Raw genomic sequence first — 15,088 nt, 5'->3', positions numbered from 1 at the left:
GTATCATTTGCAAACGAAATTCCAAGGTGGACGACGATGGAGCATTTTACGTATAAGGATACAAGGGTCGAGTTGAAATACTTTGTAACCTTTACTCAACTTTTAGACTTTACAGACTACCAGAGTCTATTTCAAGAAAATAGGGAACGTTATGAAATATCAACGCTCCCTATTTTTGTATATCAATACCCTGGGTTTTGAGTCATATTTGGATTCATATTTATTTCATTTTGAGGAATAGGTAAAAGCAACTGATATTTTTCTAATCCGAGTTCTTTTATCGCCAAACCATTCCTTTTCAAGAAAGCAAAATAGTCTTGCAATTTAAGAGACTTCCTCAGTTGCTTAATTCCTTCAACAGAAACACTTGTTCCGGAAATACCATTCACATTATCTACTTCTGAAATATATTTTGAAGCCTTTGCATTATTACCCAAGTGAATTTCGCATTCAGCATATAAAAGCTTGACGTCCGTAGTAGTCATAATAGGCACTACATCTTCAGGACTTCCATCTACATATACTCTAGAGGCTCTTGACTCATTGCCAACCATCAAAGCCAATATCAAATCTTTGTTTTCAGATGTATATTTTGTTGGAACTTTTTCTATAGGATATATGCTTTTATCAACAACTTTTTGGAGTAAATTACTAGCTGCAGCCCATTTTTGCTGGTACATATATACTTTCGCCAAAAGAATACGAGCTACATCCTTCGATACGAACAGAGCATCATTGGCGTTGGTTGCAAAAGCTACACATTTCTTTTCATCCAAATTTCTTATTGCTTCTACCAGTTCTTCTTCCAGCATTTGTAGAATACTAGATTCGGATGTTCTTGAAGGATCTGCATAACTTTCAAAACCTGCATTAGGCACCACAACTACACCACCCCACCAAATCAACATTTGATAGTAGCACAAATCTCGATAAACATTCAGATAAGGAGAATATACTGCCCTATACATGGCATCTGCTCTATACAACATTGCAATTCTATTCAGCGCTTGATATGAGTACCTCCAACAATTATTGATATTCGGTTCACTGCTACTAATAGGAGCAACAAAATGAGGATCATTTATTATCTTTGTATAACGATAATTCATCTGAGCCTCAAGGGTTACAGCATTTGCCAATCTCTCCATTAATCCGGAAACCAATCTGATGCCATCACTTCCGAGTCGAGGCACTATGATTTCTGCATTAGGATTAGCTTGCTGAGTTAAGTTCAAACTAGCCACTACATTACCCATACCATCATATAAAGGAATTGAAACTGCTTGTTCCTTTCTAAAAGAGGCAGCCTTTACAACCACCTTTAAGATATTATTATTCAATTCTTTAGTATAGTTGATACAAGGTTCACTTCCGGTCTCATAAATTTCCATTCCCGAAACAGAAGTCGAATTATCGTATATATCATCACTAGGAATACTTGGTCGCTCTAAGTAAACAGGTACAGTTGTATTTACCTTTACCTCATAGCTTCCACCTTCCATAGGTACATTGATATTATTTGTTTCCAAACGGACAGGATGATTTTCAGGCGCAATTTCATTTCCTGCGGTTCCATCTCCATCCCAATCGAAATAATAGATAAGATTCTTAACGGCAACCTCTTTACCCATCTCTTGATAGCGTTTCTTGATATTCTCTGCTATTTGAGGCAATTTGCTTTCCAAAGAGAACATATCTTTACGAATTTGTAGTTTGGTAGTTTCTGAGAAATTACCATCCTCAGCAAACTCTTCTGAAAGTTGAGATAAATACTCAGTAATTTGTGCTTCAGAACGATTGTACAGAATTAAAGATGACACGGCAATAAGAGCAGCAGCTTCATCAGTACCAGAAATAATCGAGAAATGATTAACATCAGTCTTAGCATACTTTTCGAGGCCAAAAGTCTTGAGGACTTCTTCTTGTGCCTGATTGTTTGCTTCCTTAAATGACTTACCATCCTTAGCTACCAAATCCATAACTCTCTGATACTTAAGATGTGAAAGAATATTCAAATTCACATCAGCTGCATTTTGAAGATTAGCAACAGCATTTAAAGCCAAAGTTCCTTTAGAAAGTTCGCCAGTTACTTCATTAAAATAATATCCAGAAGCAGACAATTTTACATAGGGAGACTTTAACAATTTAGATCCAAAAGTAAAAGTACCCTCATTATCTGTAATCGTAGAAGTAAAAGATTCACCTGTTTCATCTAGTTCAGCATCTAAAGGCTGCATTTGAATGGCTGTACCTCTAACAAAAGGACCTTTTTCTACTTTACCACCTACATTAAAATTAGTAGGAGTGTAACCATCCAGGTCGTCATTACTAGAACAAGACTGTAGCATTGCCATCATTCCTATGGTAACAACCACAACGGCTTTCTTTAAAATTACTTTCATAATCTCATTATTTATTAGTTAAACTTTCATATACAAGAAGCGTGGTCTACATATACCACACCTAACTTTGGAGGTCCTGAGAAAACCCTGAGATACAGATATAGTAATAGTAGCCCACGCTATGCGTGAGAACCACTATGCTACCATTGTATCTCTTTTTGAAAATTTCTCAGGTTTCCAAAGTTACAAGATAAGCATAACGCCTCTTTATATTCTAATATGTCTTGGAGATGGCATACACCAAATCCGCTTCAAAATTACAAAACTTTCCCGACATAGCCACAAGTTTTGGGGGAAAATTTGCATATAAGCCTCACTTTTCTTTCCTTTTTTCTATTTTTAATCACTTTTCTTCTATCTCACCAGATATTTCGCGACCAAATCTCTAAGCATCGACTCCGGAAGATTAGATACTCCCGACTCTTGAATCAAAGCATATTCTGGCTTATTCTTTCCGATAATAAACTTACAGTCTCGCCCATCTATGCTTGCATACAAATGGAAGTTGGCTTTGTAAGCCTGCTCTATGCGAACATCAGTACAACTTTTGCCATCTATCTCAAAAGAAGCAGAACTGTTGTCTTTATCCTCCAACCCCCATGATACGAGATGAGCATTTATCGCTGACTCTATGGAACTGATCCACCTGTCATCGTTTTGTATGACGTATTCTCTGCGCTTTCTTCTCATCCTTTCTCATCAGATAAGGTGAAGGGGGTAGTTCTGGAAGCACATCATTGATGGCATCAATCTGACCCACCACCTTCAGCAAGAGGAGAAAAGTGGAAAGCGAAAGATAGCCCGCTGTACCATTCTCAAACTTGTGGATGGTGGTCAAACCAAGCCCCGTAAGCTCGGCAACCTCCTTCTGGGTGAGAGCCGCTTACAAATGACGCAGATTCGCCCATCCCTTTATCCTCGCACATAAATGTTTTTTCTTGAAAAAAGTCTCAAAGTATCATTATTTACAAATATATCACTGATACATAATGAATTACAAAATGATACTTCCAAATATATTTACAAAGAAGTATCATAGAAGTATCATGATTTCAATAGAAGTATCATTAAATCACCATGATGCATCATAAAAAAACACGAAATTATAGTCAACTAAATATAGAAAACTACAATTTGCTTGCTCAAAATAGTGCCCAAGAATCACCCCATGAAATGGGCATTCAATGCCCGCAGTACGGGCAATGAGTACCCAACACTTGGTCTATCGATGCCCGTCACTTGATCCCTTAGTGACCGTGTGACGGGCACTAAGAGACCAGCCAATGTGCTTACTTTCCTAACTACTCTATGTACTTCCCTGAAAAAGGTTGTCACTTAGGAACAAACAGAAGTGACAATGAAACGTAAGACAAGAATTGAACGTGTGTATAATGAGGACACAGGTTGGTTTGAGACCCGTGAGGTAGAGTTGAATAGCTACTCTTTTACAGATGATGATCGTATCATGATAGTTCGAGAGTATATGGAGAGTGGACTCCCAGCAGAAGAAATCATCAAGAAATACTATATAAGCAGTCGTACAGTGCTATTTTCTTGGATGGATAAGTTCTTAAATGAAAAAGATTTGTTATCTTTGCCGCCAGAAGACCAAAACCGTGACGATATGGCAAAGACAACAAATGAACAGTTGAAAGAGAAAGATGCAGAGATTAAGCGTCTCCGCAAGGCTTTGGAGTTAGAGAAGCTTCGCTCTAAGGCATTCTCCACCATGATTGATCTCGCAGAAGAAACCTTCAATATTCCTGTGAGAAAAAAATCTGGTACCAAACAGTAAGCTTGCTCCGCACAGAGTGCCAGAGCCAAGGTTTAGGCACTCTATGCGGGCTGTTTGGTTTCACCCGGCAAGCATATAATAAGCGCAATGTCTCTGACGGCTTTGCTGAAGAGGCCATTGAGTCTATCATCATTGAAAAGGCACGTGAGTATCGTAAGTCGAATCCTGGCTTAGGAGCTGCAAAGTTGCATGCCATATTGAAACAGATGTTTGAGGATACTGGCTGCTTCCCTGGTCGTGACACATTTATTGAGATGCTGCGTAAGCATGGACTCATGGTGCGTATAAAGCGCCGTAGGCGCTATAAGACAACAGATTCCGACCATAATTATCGCAAATACCCAAACCTGATTAAGGGAGTAGTTCCTACTCATCCGAACCAGATTTGGGCAAGTGACATCACCTATGTTGAAACCAATGAAGGTGTGTGCTATCTCTCGCTTATAACAGACCTGTATTCCCATAAAATTGTAGGATGGGCTGTTGGTCCAACATTAGAAACAGTATATCCATTAGAAGCGCTTAAAATGGCATATAAAAGCATTGATGAAGAAACTGCAAAAGGACTCATTCATCACTCAGACAGAGGAAGCCAGTATTGCAGTCAGAATTATGTATCTATCCTAAAAAGTCATGGCTCACAAATAAGTATGACTCAAACAGGAGATCCTTTGGAGAATGCTATAGCAGAACGTGCAAACGGCATTTTAAAAACAGAATGGCTTTATAGAATGACAATTCCTACTCGTAAAGTATGTAAGAAGGAACTGACCAGGATTATTGCGTTTTATAACGACGAAAGACCGCATATGAGTATCGGTAATCAAACACCATCAGTTGCACATACTCAAGTGGGGCCACAGCAGAAAATGTGGAAAAATCCTTGGGAAAATTCTTCTAATTAGTTGAAAATGTGTATCTTTGCATTTGAAAGAATATCATCACCGTAACCTTTCTAGGGATAGCTCCTTAAAAAGAGTAACCTAGTTAGGTATAATGGGTATTCGCTGACAACCCATATAGTGATAAAATTAAAAATGCGTAACCCATTTAGTGATACAAAAAATAGATAGTAACAAATTTAGTTTAACCATCCTAAAGGTGACAACTTTTTCACGTATAAGACACTATAAAACTGAAATACTAGACATTTCTTAGTTTTTGTGCCTGTATTTCTAGACATAAATCCTCAAAAAAGGCTTTTTTGCAAGCAACTTACCTGAGTTTTATGATACTTCTATTGAATTTATGATACTTCTATGATACTTTTTGTAAAATAAACAGAAAAGTATCATTTTTATAAACCACTATATATCAACCATATATAGCATTTTTAAACACGAATAATGAGACTTTGAGACTTTTTCAAGAAAAAAAACTTTTTATGTGCGCGAAAGAAAGAAGAAAGGAAGCGATGATGATACAAGAAAAAAGAGGGTGTGTCATAAGTCTGTGACGCACCCCTTTTTATTTTTTGCCTTTTCACAGATACGAAATCTTTAAAAAACATTTTTATTTACAACAAAGCCCAAACTTTCACAAGCTCGGGCTTTGCCTTTCCGCAAAAGATTTGTATCTTTGCAGAAAACTTCTTTAAGTATGGCAAAGATACAAATAAAATCTGAAACTCGGCACGAATTGAGCTTTTTTCCTAACTCTTTCGATGATTATGTGCCAAAAGACAGCAAAGTTCGTATGGTGGATCGTATTGTTCGCAGTATGGACATCAACCCTCTCATGGATACCTATGATGGGATTGGTGCTCCTCCTTACAGTCCGAAGATGCTTCTAAGTTTAGTTGTTTTTGCCTATATCAATGGCGTTTATTCCTGTCGTGGCATAGCGGACGCACTTAAATACGATGTTCGCTATATGTGGATTTGTGGAGGTAAGCAATTATCTTTCGCAACAATCAACCGCTTTAGATCCAATCATATGATTAAATGCATCGACTTTTATTTTGATGCAGTCGTCTCCATATTGGTTGAAAAGGGCGTGATTAGTCTGGAGGAACAATATGTTGATGGCACTAAGATAGAGTCGAAAGCAAACAAGTACACGTTTGTATGGAAGAAGACTGTGGAAAAGAACAGGGCTAAGCTCTTGGAAAAGACCTCTGCTGCATTGGCTCAGATAAAAGAACAAATTCGCCTGAATGGCGGGAGTGACATTAAGGAAGAAGACAGCGAGCCAGCCACTTCCGCCAAGGATGTAGAGAGAAGTGCACGTTTGTGTGAGAGGCAAGCTAAGAACCTTCCTAAGGCAAAGCTTACAGGAAGAGAGAAGCAAAAGCTAAATACTCAGATAGATCACTTGTTCAAAGCCTCGGACAAACTGTGCGAGTATGAAAAATCACTGGATATACTGGGCGAGAGAAACAGTTACTCCAAGACTGATCCCGATGCGACCTTCATGCGCCTCAAGGAAGATGCCATGAACAATGGGCAGACAAAGCCTGCCTATAACCTTCAAATTGCGACAGAGAATCAATATTGGACGAATTTCGCCCTTTATCCCAATCCAACAGACACCCTGACCTTCAAGCCTTTTTTGGATAAGTACAAGAAAAGATATGGAAAGCAATCCAAGAGCGTCACCGCAGACTCAGGGTATGGCTCGGAGGAGAACTACGAGTACCTAGAGATGGAAGAAATGATGGGTTATGTAAAGTACAACTGGTTTCACAAGGAACAGCATAAGCCTTTCAAGGAGGATGCCTTCAACCAAGCGAACTTCTACTACAACAGGGATGATGACTATTATGTCTGCCCCATGGGACAACACATGGAACCTTGTGGACAACGGCAAACGAAAAGTGACTCCGGCTATGTGTCTGTCATTACATTATATAGAGCACAACGATGTGATGGATGTCCGCTTGGAAGTCTCTGCAAGAAATCCAAAGGCAACAGAACCATATATGTCAACCATAAACTGAATGCATATAAAAAGGAAGCCTTCCTGCTACTAACGTCTGAAGAGGGCTTGAAACACAGAAGCCAGCGACCGATAGAGCCGGAAGCTGTATTTGGGCAGATGAAGGCGGATATGCATTATAAGCGATTCAGGCATTTTGGAATGGACAAGGTTTATATGGATCTAGGATTGTTCGGAATGGGATTCAATTTGAAGAAATATTTGGGTATAAAACGATAAAACTCAATTTTGGTTGTTTTATCGTCAGGGATAACTATGCCCTTTTGTGAACTTCTTGCCTGTTTATAATAGAGAAGATCGGAAAAAGTAAAATTTGCAGACGATATAATATGATTCCCTTTTTGGAATAGGCTACGATACTTCTAGGATTATGCAATAAATAACATAAAAGAGGGTGCGCCATAGACTTATGACACACCCTCTTATTTTATATTTTACTGAACAATCTTGAAGCGGATACGCAAAGAATGCGCATGCTCATCCCAATTGGTACCAAGCAATACGAACTTGCCAATCTGGGCGGTAGAACGGACATGCTTGCCAATACATGGACAAACATCATAATCACCTATACGAACCAGACGCAAGGTCTCGCTCGCATCATCCGGCAGACGGTCTAACTTGACGTTAGCTGGAATGTGATCACGATCTACGAACTCGTAAGTTACTGGCATATCAAGCTCTATCAGGCGATTCATCTCCGTCTCAATCTCCTTCTCCTCCTGGCGGGTAGGCTTATGATCGACTACGAAGGTCATCTTACTCTTCTTGCGCTCTACATGGGCATTCTTGCTACGCTCGCAACCAAACATACGAACCATCAACTGGTTTAGCAGATGCTCAGCCGTATGAGCAGGAGGGAACTCCTCCTTATGATGCTCATTCAATATAATATCACTTTCCTCCATCTTGACATTGAATTTATAGATTCTTACTCCGTTAGCATCCATGGATATCGGGAATACGCCATCCTTTTTCAGTTCAACCTTCTTCTTACCTCCCGAGAACAGTTCGGTAACGAGAACCTCCTCTTCAGTGATTTGGAAGAAATCGAAAGCATGACCAGGAATACATACCTGAAGCTGGCGAGCCTCCTGGGCAAAGTTGAGCACGATGAGCATCACCTCCTGATCCTTCTTGCGAAGGAAGGCAAAATTGGTACGTGGATCAAAGCCCTCTGAACCAGGATTCACATACATCAGGTCGAAAGTATCACCTTCTCGAAGCGCCTTTTCTTCATTGGCAAGACGAAGAAGTTGACGATAGGTAGCAGCCAGATACTTCTGCTCAGCTGTCAAAGTTTCATCGGCAGAATCCTGATAAGCATGCGCCAAAGTTGAAGGACTCCAGTAGTCGAATATTGTGGTACGACCATCTCTTCCGCTGAATCCCTCCTTGTCCATACCCTTCTCGCCAAACTCCTGTCCGCTATAAAGCATGAAAGGATTCTTCTGGAAGAAGAGGCTCATGGCTGCTGCAGGAATTGCCTTCATGGCATTGCCGCAGAAGAAATCGCTGGCGATGCGCTGCTCATCATGGTTTTCCAGGAAATAGAGCATGTGCTGGCGGATATCATCCACCACCTGCCATTCATGAGTGATACTGGCAGCAGGGCGCTCACCCCGAACCACACCACGCAGGCAATCATACATTCCCACCTTATCATAAAGATAATCGAATCCCGCCTTCACGTAGTTGCGATACTGGTTAGGATCATATACCTCGCCGATAACGATGATATGAGGGTACTTAGACTTCAGAATCGCAGTAGCGTATGACCAGAATGCCGTAGGCACCATCTCTGCCATATCGCAGCGGAAGCCATCTACACCCTTGCTTGCCCAGAAGAGGAGGATATCTGTCATCTTACCCCAAGTACTTGGCACTGGCTCATAATGATAGCTTCTGCCTCCGGCATCACAGTAATCCACACCATAGTTGAGTTTCACTGTCTCATACCAGTCGTTACAGCCAGGACGGTTATCAAACCGGTCGTTTCCTGTAGCTCTGGCTGGGCTCTCGGTATAGGGTTCATAAATCTTGGCATCTTTCGCAGAAAAAGCCTTGAACTCTGGTTTGGAATGACGGATTTCATTCAAATCCAAATCGCCCCATGCATAATAGAAATTATTCCTGGTAGAGAAGTGCATGTTCGGATCATCATCTTCTCCCAAATCTCGTACACCTGTTGGTTTGCAAATGGAATGATACTCTCGGGCTACATGGTTCGGAACGAAATCCATGATTACTTTCATACCTGCCTTATGAGTACGCTCTATCAGCTGCTCCCACTCTTTCATTCTCATACTGACATTCACTGCCAAGTCTGGATCGATGTCATAGTAATCGGTAATGGCATATGGCGAACCTGCTTTTCCCTTCACTACCTCTGCATGCTGAGTAGGAATTCCATAAGAAGAGTAGTTTGTCTGAGTGGCATGACGAATCACACCTGTATACCAAATATGTGTAAATCCCATATCGTGGATGCGAGCCAAAACTTCATCTGAGAAATTATTCAGCTTTCCACAACCATTCTCTTCGATGGTACCATTTTCCTTACAGGTTGTATTCTGATTTCCGAAGAGTCGTGGGAGAACCTGGTATATAATAACTTTTTCCTTCATTTAGCGGTTTTACTAAAAAAATGAAACGTTTTACCTTTCCAACAACGCCTTTGCTGAAAAGATAAAACGTTGAATAGTGATATTGTTGATTAAGCAATACCATGAGCGGCAACATTCTTGTCGATGCGGCCAATCATACCCTGCAATGCCTTGCCAGGACCACACTCTGTGAAGTCATCAGCACCATCAGCAATCATAGCCTGTACAGATGAAGTCCAACGTACAGAGCTTGTAAGCTGTGCGATGAGGTTCTGCTGAATCTCAGCTGGATCAGTATGAGGCTTACCATCTACATTCTGGTAAACCGGGCACTTAGGAGCTGAGAATGTAGTCTTCTCGATAGCTGCCTGAAGTTCATCCTTAGCTGGCTGCATCAATGGAGAGTGGAAGGCACCACCAACCTTCAAAGGCAATGCACGCTTAGCACCGGCAGCCTTCAGCTTCTCGCAAGCTGCATTGATTGCATCCACGTTACCAGAGATAACGAGCTGACCAGGGCAGTTGTAGTTAGCAGCAACTACCACGTTGCCTTCTGTGCTTACCTCAGCGCAGATTTCCTCAACCTTCTCATCTGGCAAACCGATGATGGCAGCCATAGTACCAGGGTTAGCCTCGCAAGCCTTCTGCATAGCATTGGCACGGGCAGCAACAAGTTTCAAACCATCCTCGAAAGCCATAGCACCGGCAGCAACCAATGCAGAGAACTCACCGAGAGAGTGACCTGCAACCATAGCTGGCTTGAACTCCTCACCCAGGCAAAGAGCAGAGATAACAGAATGAAGGAATACTGCAGGCTGGGTAACCTTGGTTTCCTTCAACTGATCGTCGGTTCCGGCGAACATGATATCAGTAATCTTGAAGCCGAGAATCTCGTCGGCCTTATCAAAAAGTTCTTTTGCCAATGCGTTGTTATCGTAGAGATCCTTACCCATACCTACGAACTGAGAACCCTGTCCAGGGAAAACAAATGCTTTCATTTTATCCTATTATTTTTTAAGTTTATAATAAATATTCCTGCAATATACATGAATTCTTTGAATCCGACTGCAAAGGTACAATAAAATTCTGAGAATCAGCAGAGAATATTAAAAAATAAAGTTATATATTCTAAATTACTACAAGAATGGTAAAAACTTTCCATTCTGAATGCGGAGCAGGCATAAAAAAAATCCCTAATGCCTTTCGGCAAAAGGGATCTTTATATTAATTTGCTTTACAGTGCGAAAAATATCGTACTTCATACAAATTGATTGAGCTAGGATTATTCAGCTGCTGGAGCCTCTTCCTCAGCTGCAGCCTCAGCAGGTGCCTCAACTGGAGCCTCCTCAGCAGCAGGAACTGCAACAGGAGCGTTCTCAGCAACAACGTTAACTGGAACCTTAACCTCAACCTCCTTGTGGTAGTGTACAGTAGCCTCGTACTCACCAACCTTCTTAGCATCCTTCATAGTGATGATCTTGCGATCAACCTCGATGCCCTTCTTAGCGAGTTCCTCAGCAACAGTTGCAGCGTTAACTGAGCCATAGAGCTGACCAGTAGCGCTCACCTTAGCAGCAATAGTAAGAACGATACCCTCGAGAGCCTCGCCCTTCTTAACAGCCTCAGCCTTGATAGCCTCAAGCTTGTGAGCCTGCTGCTTCAAATCCTCAGCCAACTGCTTCTTAGCAGATGGAGATGCGATAACAGCCTTACCTGTAGGGATAAGGAAGTTACGACCATAACCACTCTTTACATTTACGATATCGTTCTTATATCCAAGACCGATAATATCTTGCTTCAAAATAATTTCCATTCTTCTTTATCCTCCTTAAATTACTTCATCAAATCGGTTACGTAAGGAAGCAAAGCGATCTGGCGAGCACGCTTTACAGCCTGTGCTACACGGCGCTGATACTTCAAAGATGTACCTGTGATACGACGTGGAAGGATTTTACCCTGCTCGTTCAAGAACTTCTTCAAGAACTCTGGATCCTTGTAGTCGATGTACTTAATACCGCTCTTCTTGAAACGGCAATACTTCTTCTTCTTTGTGTCGATAGAAGGAGCAGTCAAATAACGGATTTCTGATTTCTGATCTGCCATGATTAAGCCTCCTCTTTTTTACCAAGCTTTGCACGACGCTTCTCTGCGTAAGCGGCAGCATACTTGTCAAGTTTAACAGTCATGTAACGAATTACTTTCTCGTCGCGGCGATAAGCTGTTTCGAGCTTAGCGATAACAGTTGGCTCAGCCTTGAACTCAACCAAGCTGTAGAAGCCTGATGTCTTCTTCTCGATGTTGTAAGCCAACTTCTTCAAACCCCAAGCCTCTTTGTTCAGAATCTCAGCACCATTATCGGTGAGTACCTTCTCGAACTTAGCGACCGTTTCCTTCATCTGTTCATCAGACAAAACGGGAGTCAAAATGAAAACGGTTTCGTATTGATTCATACTACTTTAAATGATTAAATATTAATATAAAAATTCTCATGCAAACCGGAAAATGTGTGCGGAAACACAGCCTTTTCACGAATTGCGGTGCAAAATTACGACTTTTTCTTGAATTAACCAAATATTTTTCGTACTTTTGCACAAAATAATTGTTAATAGTATAAAAACAACCTCTAAATTGTAAAGAATATGGCAAAAATGAACAAGAAACTGATTACTCTGCTCCATACCCTACCATCTATGGGCATGGCTTTCATCGTTTTAGGCGTCCTGCTGATGGTGGCCAGCTTTGCGTTTTCCATTCAGGGAAACAGCGTACTCTTCGCTGGCCTCTTTTTCATCCTGGCAGGAATAGCAGGATTTGTATATTCATTTAAAAAAGGATAAGCCGGTCATCGACTTATCCTTTTTATATCTTTGGGAATCTTTTCCCAATTACAGAATCATTTAATCTTCGTTAGGAACTATCAGTTTGTATCCCTTACCATGGATATTGATGATTTCAATCTGAGGATCGTCCTTCAAATGCTTACGGAGTTTGGTGATATAAACATCCATTGAGCGTGCATTGAAGTAATTGTCATCAATCCAGATGGTCTTCAGAGCAAAATCGCGCTGCAGAATTTCATTAGAGTGAGCACAGAGCAAAGCAAGAAGTTCATTCTCCTTGGTGGTAAGCTTGGTCTGCTTTTCACCAATGGTAAGAAGCTGCTTCTGTGTATCGAAGGTAAAGTCACCAATGTGATACATGGTAGACTCCTTGCTCTTCTTGCCACGTACGCGGCGGAGAATAGCCTCTACACGGAATACCAATTCTTCCATAGAGAATGGTTTGGTGATATAATCATCTGCACCAATCTTAAAACCTTCAAGGATATCTTCCTTCAATGTCTTGGCAGTAAGGAAGATGATTGGGAGGTCGGCATTGGTCTGACGAATTTCCTGTGCCAGGGTAAAGCCGTCCTTCTTTGGCATCATCACGTCGAGTACTGCAATATGAAACTTATTCTTATTGAATTCCTTATAACCTACCTCGCCATCAGGGCACAGAACTGTGGTAAATCCCTTTGCCTGCAAATATTCGCGAAGCAACATACCTAAATTTTCATCGTCCTCGCAAAGCAAGATTTTAATTTTCTCTTCCATATCTTTATTCTTTAAAATTATTAATATTCTTTTAATTCTTTATTCTGTTTCTTCAAGCCTTAACTGTGAATCACCGGCAACTTGATGGTAAAGGTTGTGCCCTTTCCCAATTCGCTGTCTACCTTAATTTCACCATCATGAAGATCTACTATCTTCTTGACATAAGCCAGTCCCAGTCCGAATCCCTTCACATCATGGACATTGCCCGTATGTACGCGGTAGAACTTGTCGAATATCTTCTTCAGATTCTCCTTCTTCATACCCAGACCGGTATCCGTAATCGAGAGATACAGATGTTCTTCATCATTCCAGGTCTTCATCGTAATGTTAAGCGGCTCGTCCGGCTTGCGGTATTTCACAGCATTGTCCATCAGATTGAAGATGACATTCTGGAAATGCACCTCGTCAACATATAGTCCCGAATCGATGGCTTCGATATCGGTATAGACCTTACCACCTGTATGCTCAACGCGGAGCGAGAAGGAATTGGCAATATTCTCAACCATCTCGTTCAGATCGAGTTCTTTCTTCTTGAACACCGCCTTCTTGCGGTCGAACATACTCATCTGCAATACCTTTTCTACCAGGAAACGAAGACGCTTCGATTCATCGTTGATCACGTTACCCAGATGTTTCTGCATCTGTTCGCTCTTTGCCACCGAAGTATCATTGAGCATCTGCGCTGCCAGACTGATACTGGCAATCGGCGTCTTCAGTTCGTGGGTCATATTATTGATGAAGTCGTTCTTTATCTCAGTATATCTCTTTTGTCTGAAGATAACCACAATGGTAAAGATGAAGGTAATCAGCAGTACCAGCGTGAAGATGACACTAGGAATCATAAAGCGCACACTGGAGAAGATATAGCTGTTCATATCCGGGAAATGCACCCTTACTACACCCATCTTCGACTGTGGGTCGTTGCGGAAAAGCACCTGTGAGTAGCTGTATTCCTCACCCTCGTCCGTATAGTCAGGACAGCGGTAAACCTCTCGTCCATCCTGGGTAGTCACGGTGAAATGATAAGGTATGTTGATACCATTATTCATCATCTCAGCCTTGAGGTCCTGATCGAGCTGCTTGAAGTTGATTCTCTCCTTCAGCGGCTTGTCTGATGCCGAATAAAGGATAGAATATACCACCTCATCTAGCAACGCTTTCTGATAGACATAGCGGTTCTTCACGATTTCCTGAAGCGACTTCTGTGTTTCTGTCAGCGATTTCTTATCGCTACGCAGTATCATCGCCTTCGGCATATTGCCAGGATGTGTGGCATTTGTCTTCAACTCGAAAGTTGAATAAACTGCCGTTCCCTTGTTCTTATCTTTATTGGCCTTACGTTCTGTCTCGTTGACATTCTTTTCGAGATAGCGCAGAGTTTCATTAAGCTCCAAATTTCTTGAAGCTTGATACAGGGCTCTGTTGACCGACTCGTCAAACTGTTCCTTCTTCATGTTTACCATCTCCTGGATGTAACTGAGCTGCAAGTAAAGCAGCGCAAGGAACGAAAAGCCCATGATAATGGCTATGGTCCAAATCGTTTTCTTCTTCATGGGGGCAAAGATAAGAAATTTCTTAATCAGTTAACTTAAAATCGTTAATTAATTATTTACTCTTTCTAGTTTTTAACATTTTTCTGTATTTTTAGTTTCATATATAAAACTATATTTTCATTTTCCATAAAAAAGAGGAAGTATACATATCACATGCACACTTCCCCATATTGGTCATATCAACATAAAATTTTAATTT

The 15,088-nt window shown here is 41.1% G+C and carries 13 protein-coding genes and 1 pseudogene; 4 read left to right on the top strand and 10 right to left on the bottom strand.

From position 1 onward, the window contains the following. Nucleotides 1-182: 182 nt before the first annotated feature. From ONT08_RS07555 to ONT08_RS07545, 3 genes and pseudogenes are all read right to left on the bottom strand, one after another. Complete coding sequence (locus ONT08_RS07555) at nt 183-2,402, bottom strand: RagB/SusD family nutrient uptake outer membrane protein (protein WP_264959640.1); 2,220 nt, start codon at nt 2,400-2,402, stop codon at nt 183-185. A gap of 354 nt (nt 2,403-2,756) precedes the next feature. Next, nucleotides 2,757-3,092, bottom strand: coding sequence for a hypothetical protein (locus tag ONT08_RS07550; RefSeq protein WP_147380073.1), 336 nt, complete (start codon nt 3,090-3,092; stop codon nt 2,757-2,759). Then, nucleotides 3,052-3,279: pseudogene (locus ONT08_RS07545) on the bottom strand (helix-turn-helix domain-containing protein); the annotation flags it as partial. The pseudogene ONT08_RS07545 and the gene ONT08_RS07550, both read right to left, overlap by 41 nt. A gap of 480 nt (nt 3,280-3,759) precedes the next feature. Between ONT08_RS07545 and ONT08_RS07540 the strand changes: the two are divergent. From ONT08_RS07540 to ONT08_RS07530, 3 genes are all read left to right on the top strand, one after another. Then, a complete protein-coding gene (locus tag ONT08_RS07540; RefSeq protein WP_089543290.1) occupies nt 3,760-4,197 on the top strand; it encodes a transposase in 438 nt (145 codons plus the stop codon). Between the two features lie 2 nt (nt 4,198-4,199). Further along, nucleotides 4,200-5,102, top strand: a complete 903-nt coding sequence (locus ONT08_RS07535; RefSeq protein WP_182429326.1) for an IS3 family transposase — start codon at nt 4,200-4,202, stop codon at nt 5,100-5,102. A gap of 694 nt (nt 5,103-5,796) precedes the next feature. Continuing rightward, complete coding sequence (locus tag ONT08_RS07530; RefSeq protein WP_118200255.1) at nt 5,797-7,353, top strand: IS1182 family transposase; 1,557 nt, start codon at nt 5,797-5,799, stop codon at nt 7,351-7,353. 215 nt (nt 7,354-7,568) lie between these two features. On the opposite strand, the gene ONT08_RS07525 is transcribed toward ONT08_RS07530, so the two are convergent. From ONT08_RS07525 to rpsF, 5 genes are all read right to left on the bottom strand, one after another. Next, complete coding sequence (locus ONT08_RS07525) at nt 7,569-9,761, bottom strand: alpha-amylase family glycosyl hydrolase (protein WP_264959639.1); 2,193 nt, start codon at nt 9,759-9,761, stop codon at nt 7,569-7,571. Between the two features lie 89 nt (nt 9,762-9,850). Then, a complete protein-coding gene (gene fabD / locus ONT08_RS07520; RefSeq protein ID WP_022121906.1) occupies nt 9,851-10,738 on the bottom strand; it encodes an ACP S-malonyltransferase in 888 nt (295 codons plus the stop codon). 284 nt (nt 10,739-11,022) lie between these two features. Further along, nucleotides 11,023-11,553 (bottom strand): 50S ribosomal protein L9, encoded by a 531-nt coding sequence (gene rplI / locus ONT08_RS07515; protein ID WP_264959638.1) that lies wholly within the window; start codon nt 11,551-11,553, stop codon nt 11,023-11,025. Nucleotides 11,554-11,573: 20 nt separating this feature from the next. Next, a complete protein-coding gene (rpsR, locus tag ONT08_RS07510) occupies nt 11,574-11,843 on the bottom strand; it encodes a 30S ribosomal protein S18 (RefSeq protein WP_006847399.1) in 270 nt (89 codons plus the stop codon). 2 nt (nt 11,844-11,845) lie between these two features. Beyond that, on the bottom strand, nt 11,846-12,190 hold the full coding sequence (rpsF, locus tag ONT08_RS07505) for a 30S ribosomal protein S6 (RefSeq protein WP_006847398.1): 345 nt from the start codon (nt 12,188-12,190) through the stop codon (nt 11,846-11,848). A 189-nt stretch (nt 12,191-12,379) separates the two neighbouring features. On the opposite strand from rpsF, the gene ONT08_RS07500 reads away from it, so the two are divergent. After that, nucleotides 12,380-12,577, top strand: coding sequence for a hypothetical protein (locus ONT08_RS07500; protein WP_118200024.1), 198 nt, complete (start codon nt 12,380-12,382; stop codon nt 12,575-12,577). A 60-nt stretch (nt 12,578-12,637) separates the two neighbouring features. On the opposite strand, the gene rprY is transcribed toward ONT08_RS07500, so the two are convergent. Both rprY and ONT08_RS07490 read right to left on the bottom strand, forming a co-directional pair. Then, nucleotides 12,638-13,336 (bottom strand): response regulator transcription factor RprY, encoded by a 699-nt coding sequence (gene rprY / locus ONT08_RS07495; RefSeq protein ID WP_264959637.1) that lies wholly within the window; start codon nt 13,334-13,336, stop codon nt 12,638-12,640. Between the two features lie 59 nt (nt 13,337-13,395). Beyond that, nucleotides 13,396-14,889 carry a sensor histidine kinase gene (locus ONT08_RS07490; RefSeq protein WP_118085843.1) on the bottom strand — a complete coding sequence of 498 codons (1,494 nt, stop codon included), beginning with the start codon at nt 14,887-14,889 and terminating at the stop codon, nt 13,396-13,398. Nucleotides 14,890-15,088: the final 199 nt, after the last annotated feature.

Source organism: Segatella copri (assembly GCF_026015465.1).
Taxonomy (GTDB): domain Bacteria; phylum Bacteroidota; class Bacteroidia; order Bacteroidales; family Bacteroidaceae; genus Prevotella; species Prevotella copri_E.
Note: the sequence above shows the minus strand (reverse complement) of the source record. Positions and strands in the feature narration are given on the sequence as shown.

What these genes read in the sequence shown, in the direction of transcription:
- ONT08_RS07555 (WP_264959640.1), bottom strand. Translation starts at nt 2,402, where the DNA reads ATGAAAGTAATTTTAAAGAAAGCCGTTGTGGTTGTTACCATAGGAATG.
- ONT08_RS07550 (WP_147380073.1), bottom strand. Translation starts at nt 3,092, where the DNA reads ATGAGAAGAAAGCGCAGAGAATACGTCATACAAAACGATGACAGGTGG.
- ONT08_RS07540 (WP_089543290.1), top strand. Translation starts at nt 3,760, where the DNA reads ATGAAACGTAAGACAAGAATTGAACGTGTGTATAATGAGGACACAGGT.
- ONT08_RS07530 (WP_118200255.1), top strand. Translation starts at nt 5,797, where the DNA reads ATGGCAAAGATACAAATAAAATCTGAAACTCGGCACGAATTGAGCTTT.
- ONT08_RS07525 (WP_264959639.1), bottom strand. Translation starts at nt 9,761, where the DNA reads ATGAAGGAAAAAGTTATTATATACCAGGTTCTCCCACGACTCTTCGGA.
- fabD (WP_022121906.1), bottom strand. Translation starts at nt 10,738, where the DNA reads ATGAAAGCATTTGTTTTCCCTGGACAGGGTTCTCAGTTCGTAGGTATG.
- rplI (WP_264959638.1), bottom strand. Translation starts at nt 11,553, where the DNA reads ATGGAAATTATTTTGAAGCAAGATATTATCGGTCTTGGATATAAGAAC.
- rpsR (WP_006847399.1), bottom strand. Translation starts at nt 11,843, where the DNA reads ATGGCAGATCAGAAATCAGAAATCCGTTATTTGACTGCTCCTTCTATC.
- rpsF (WP_006847398.1), bottom strand. Translation starts at nt 12,190, where the DNA reads ATGAATCAATACGAAACCGTTTTCATTTTGACTCCCGTTTTGTCTGAT.
- ONT08_RS07500 (WP_118200024.1), top strand. Translation starts at nt 12,380, where the DNA reads ATGGCAAAAATGAACAAGAAACTGATTACTCTGCTCCATACCCTACCA.
- rprY (WP_264959637.1), bottom strand. Translation starts at nt 13,336, where the DNA reads ATGGAAGAGAAAATTAAAATCTTGCTTTGCGAGGACGATGAAAATTTA.
- ONT08_RS07490 (WP_118085843.1), bottom strand. Translation starts at nt 14,889, where the DNA reads ATGAAGAAGAAAACGATTTGGACCATAGCCATTATCATGGGCTTTTCG.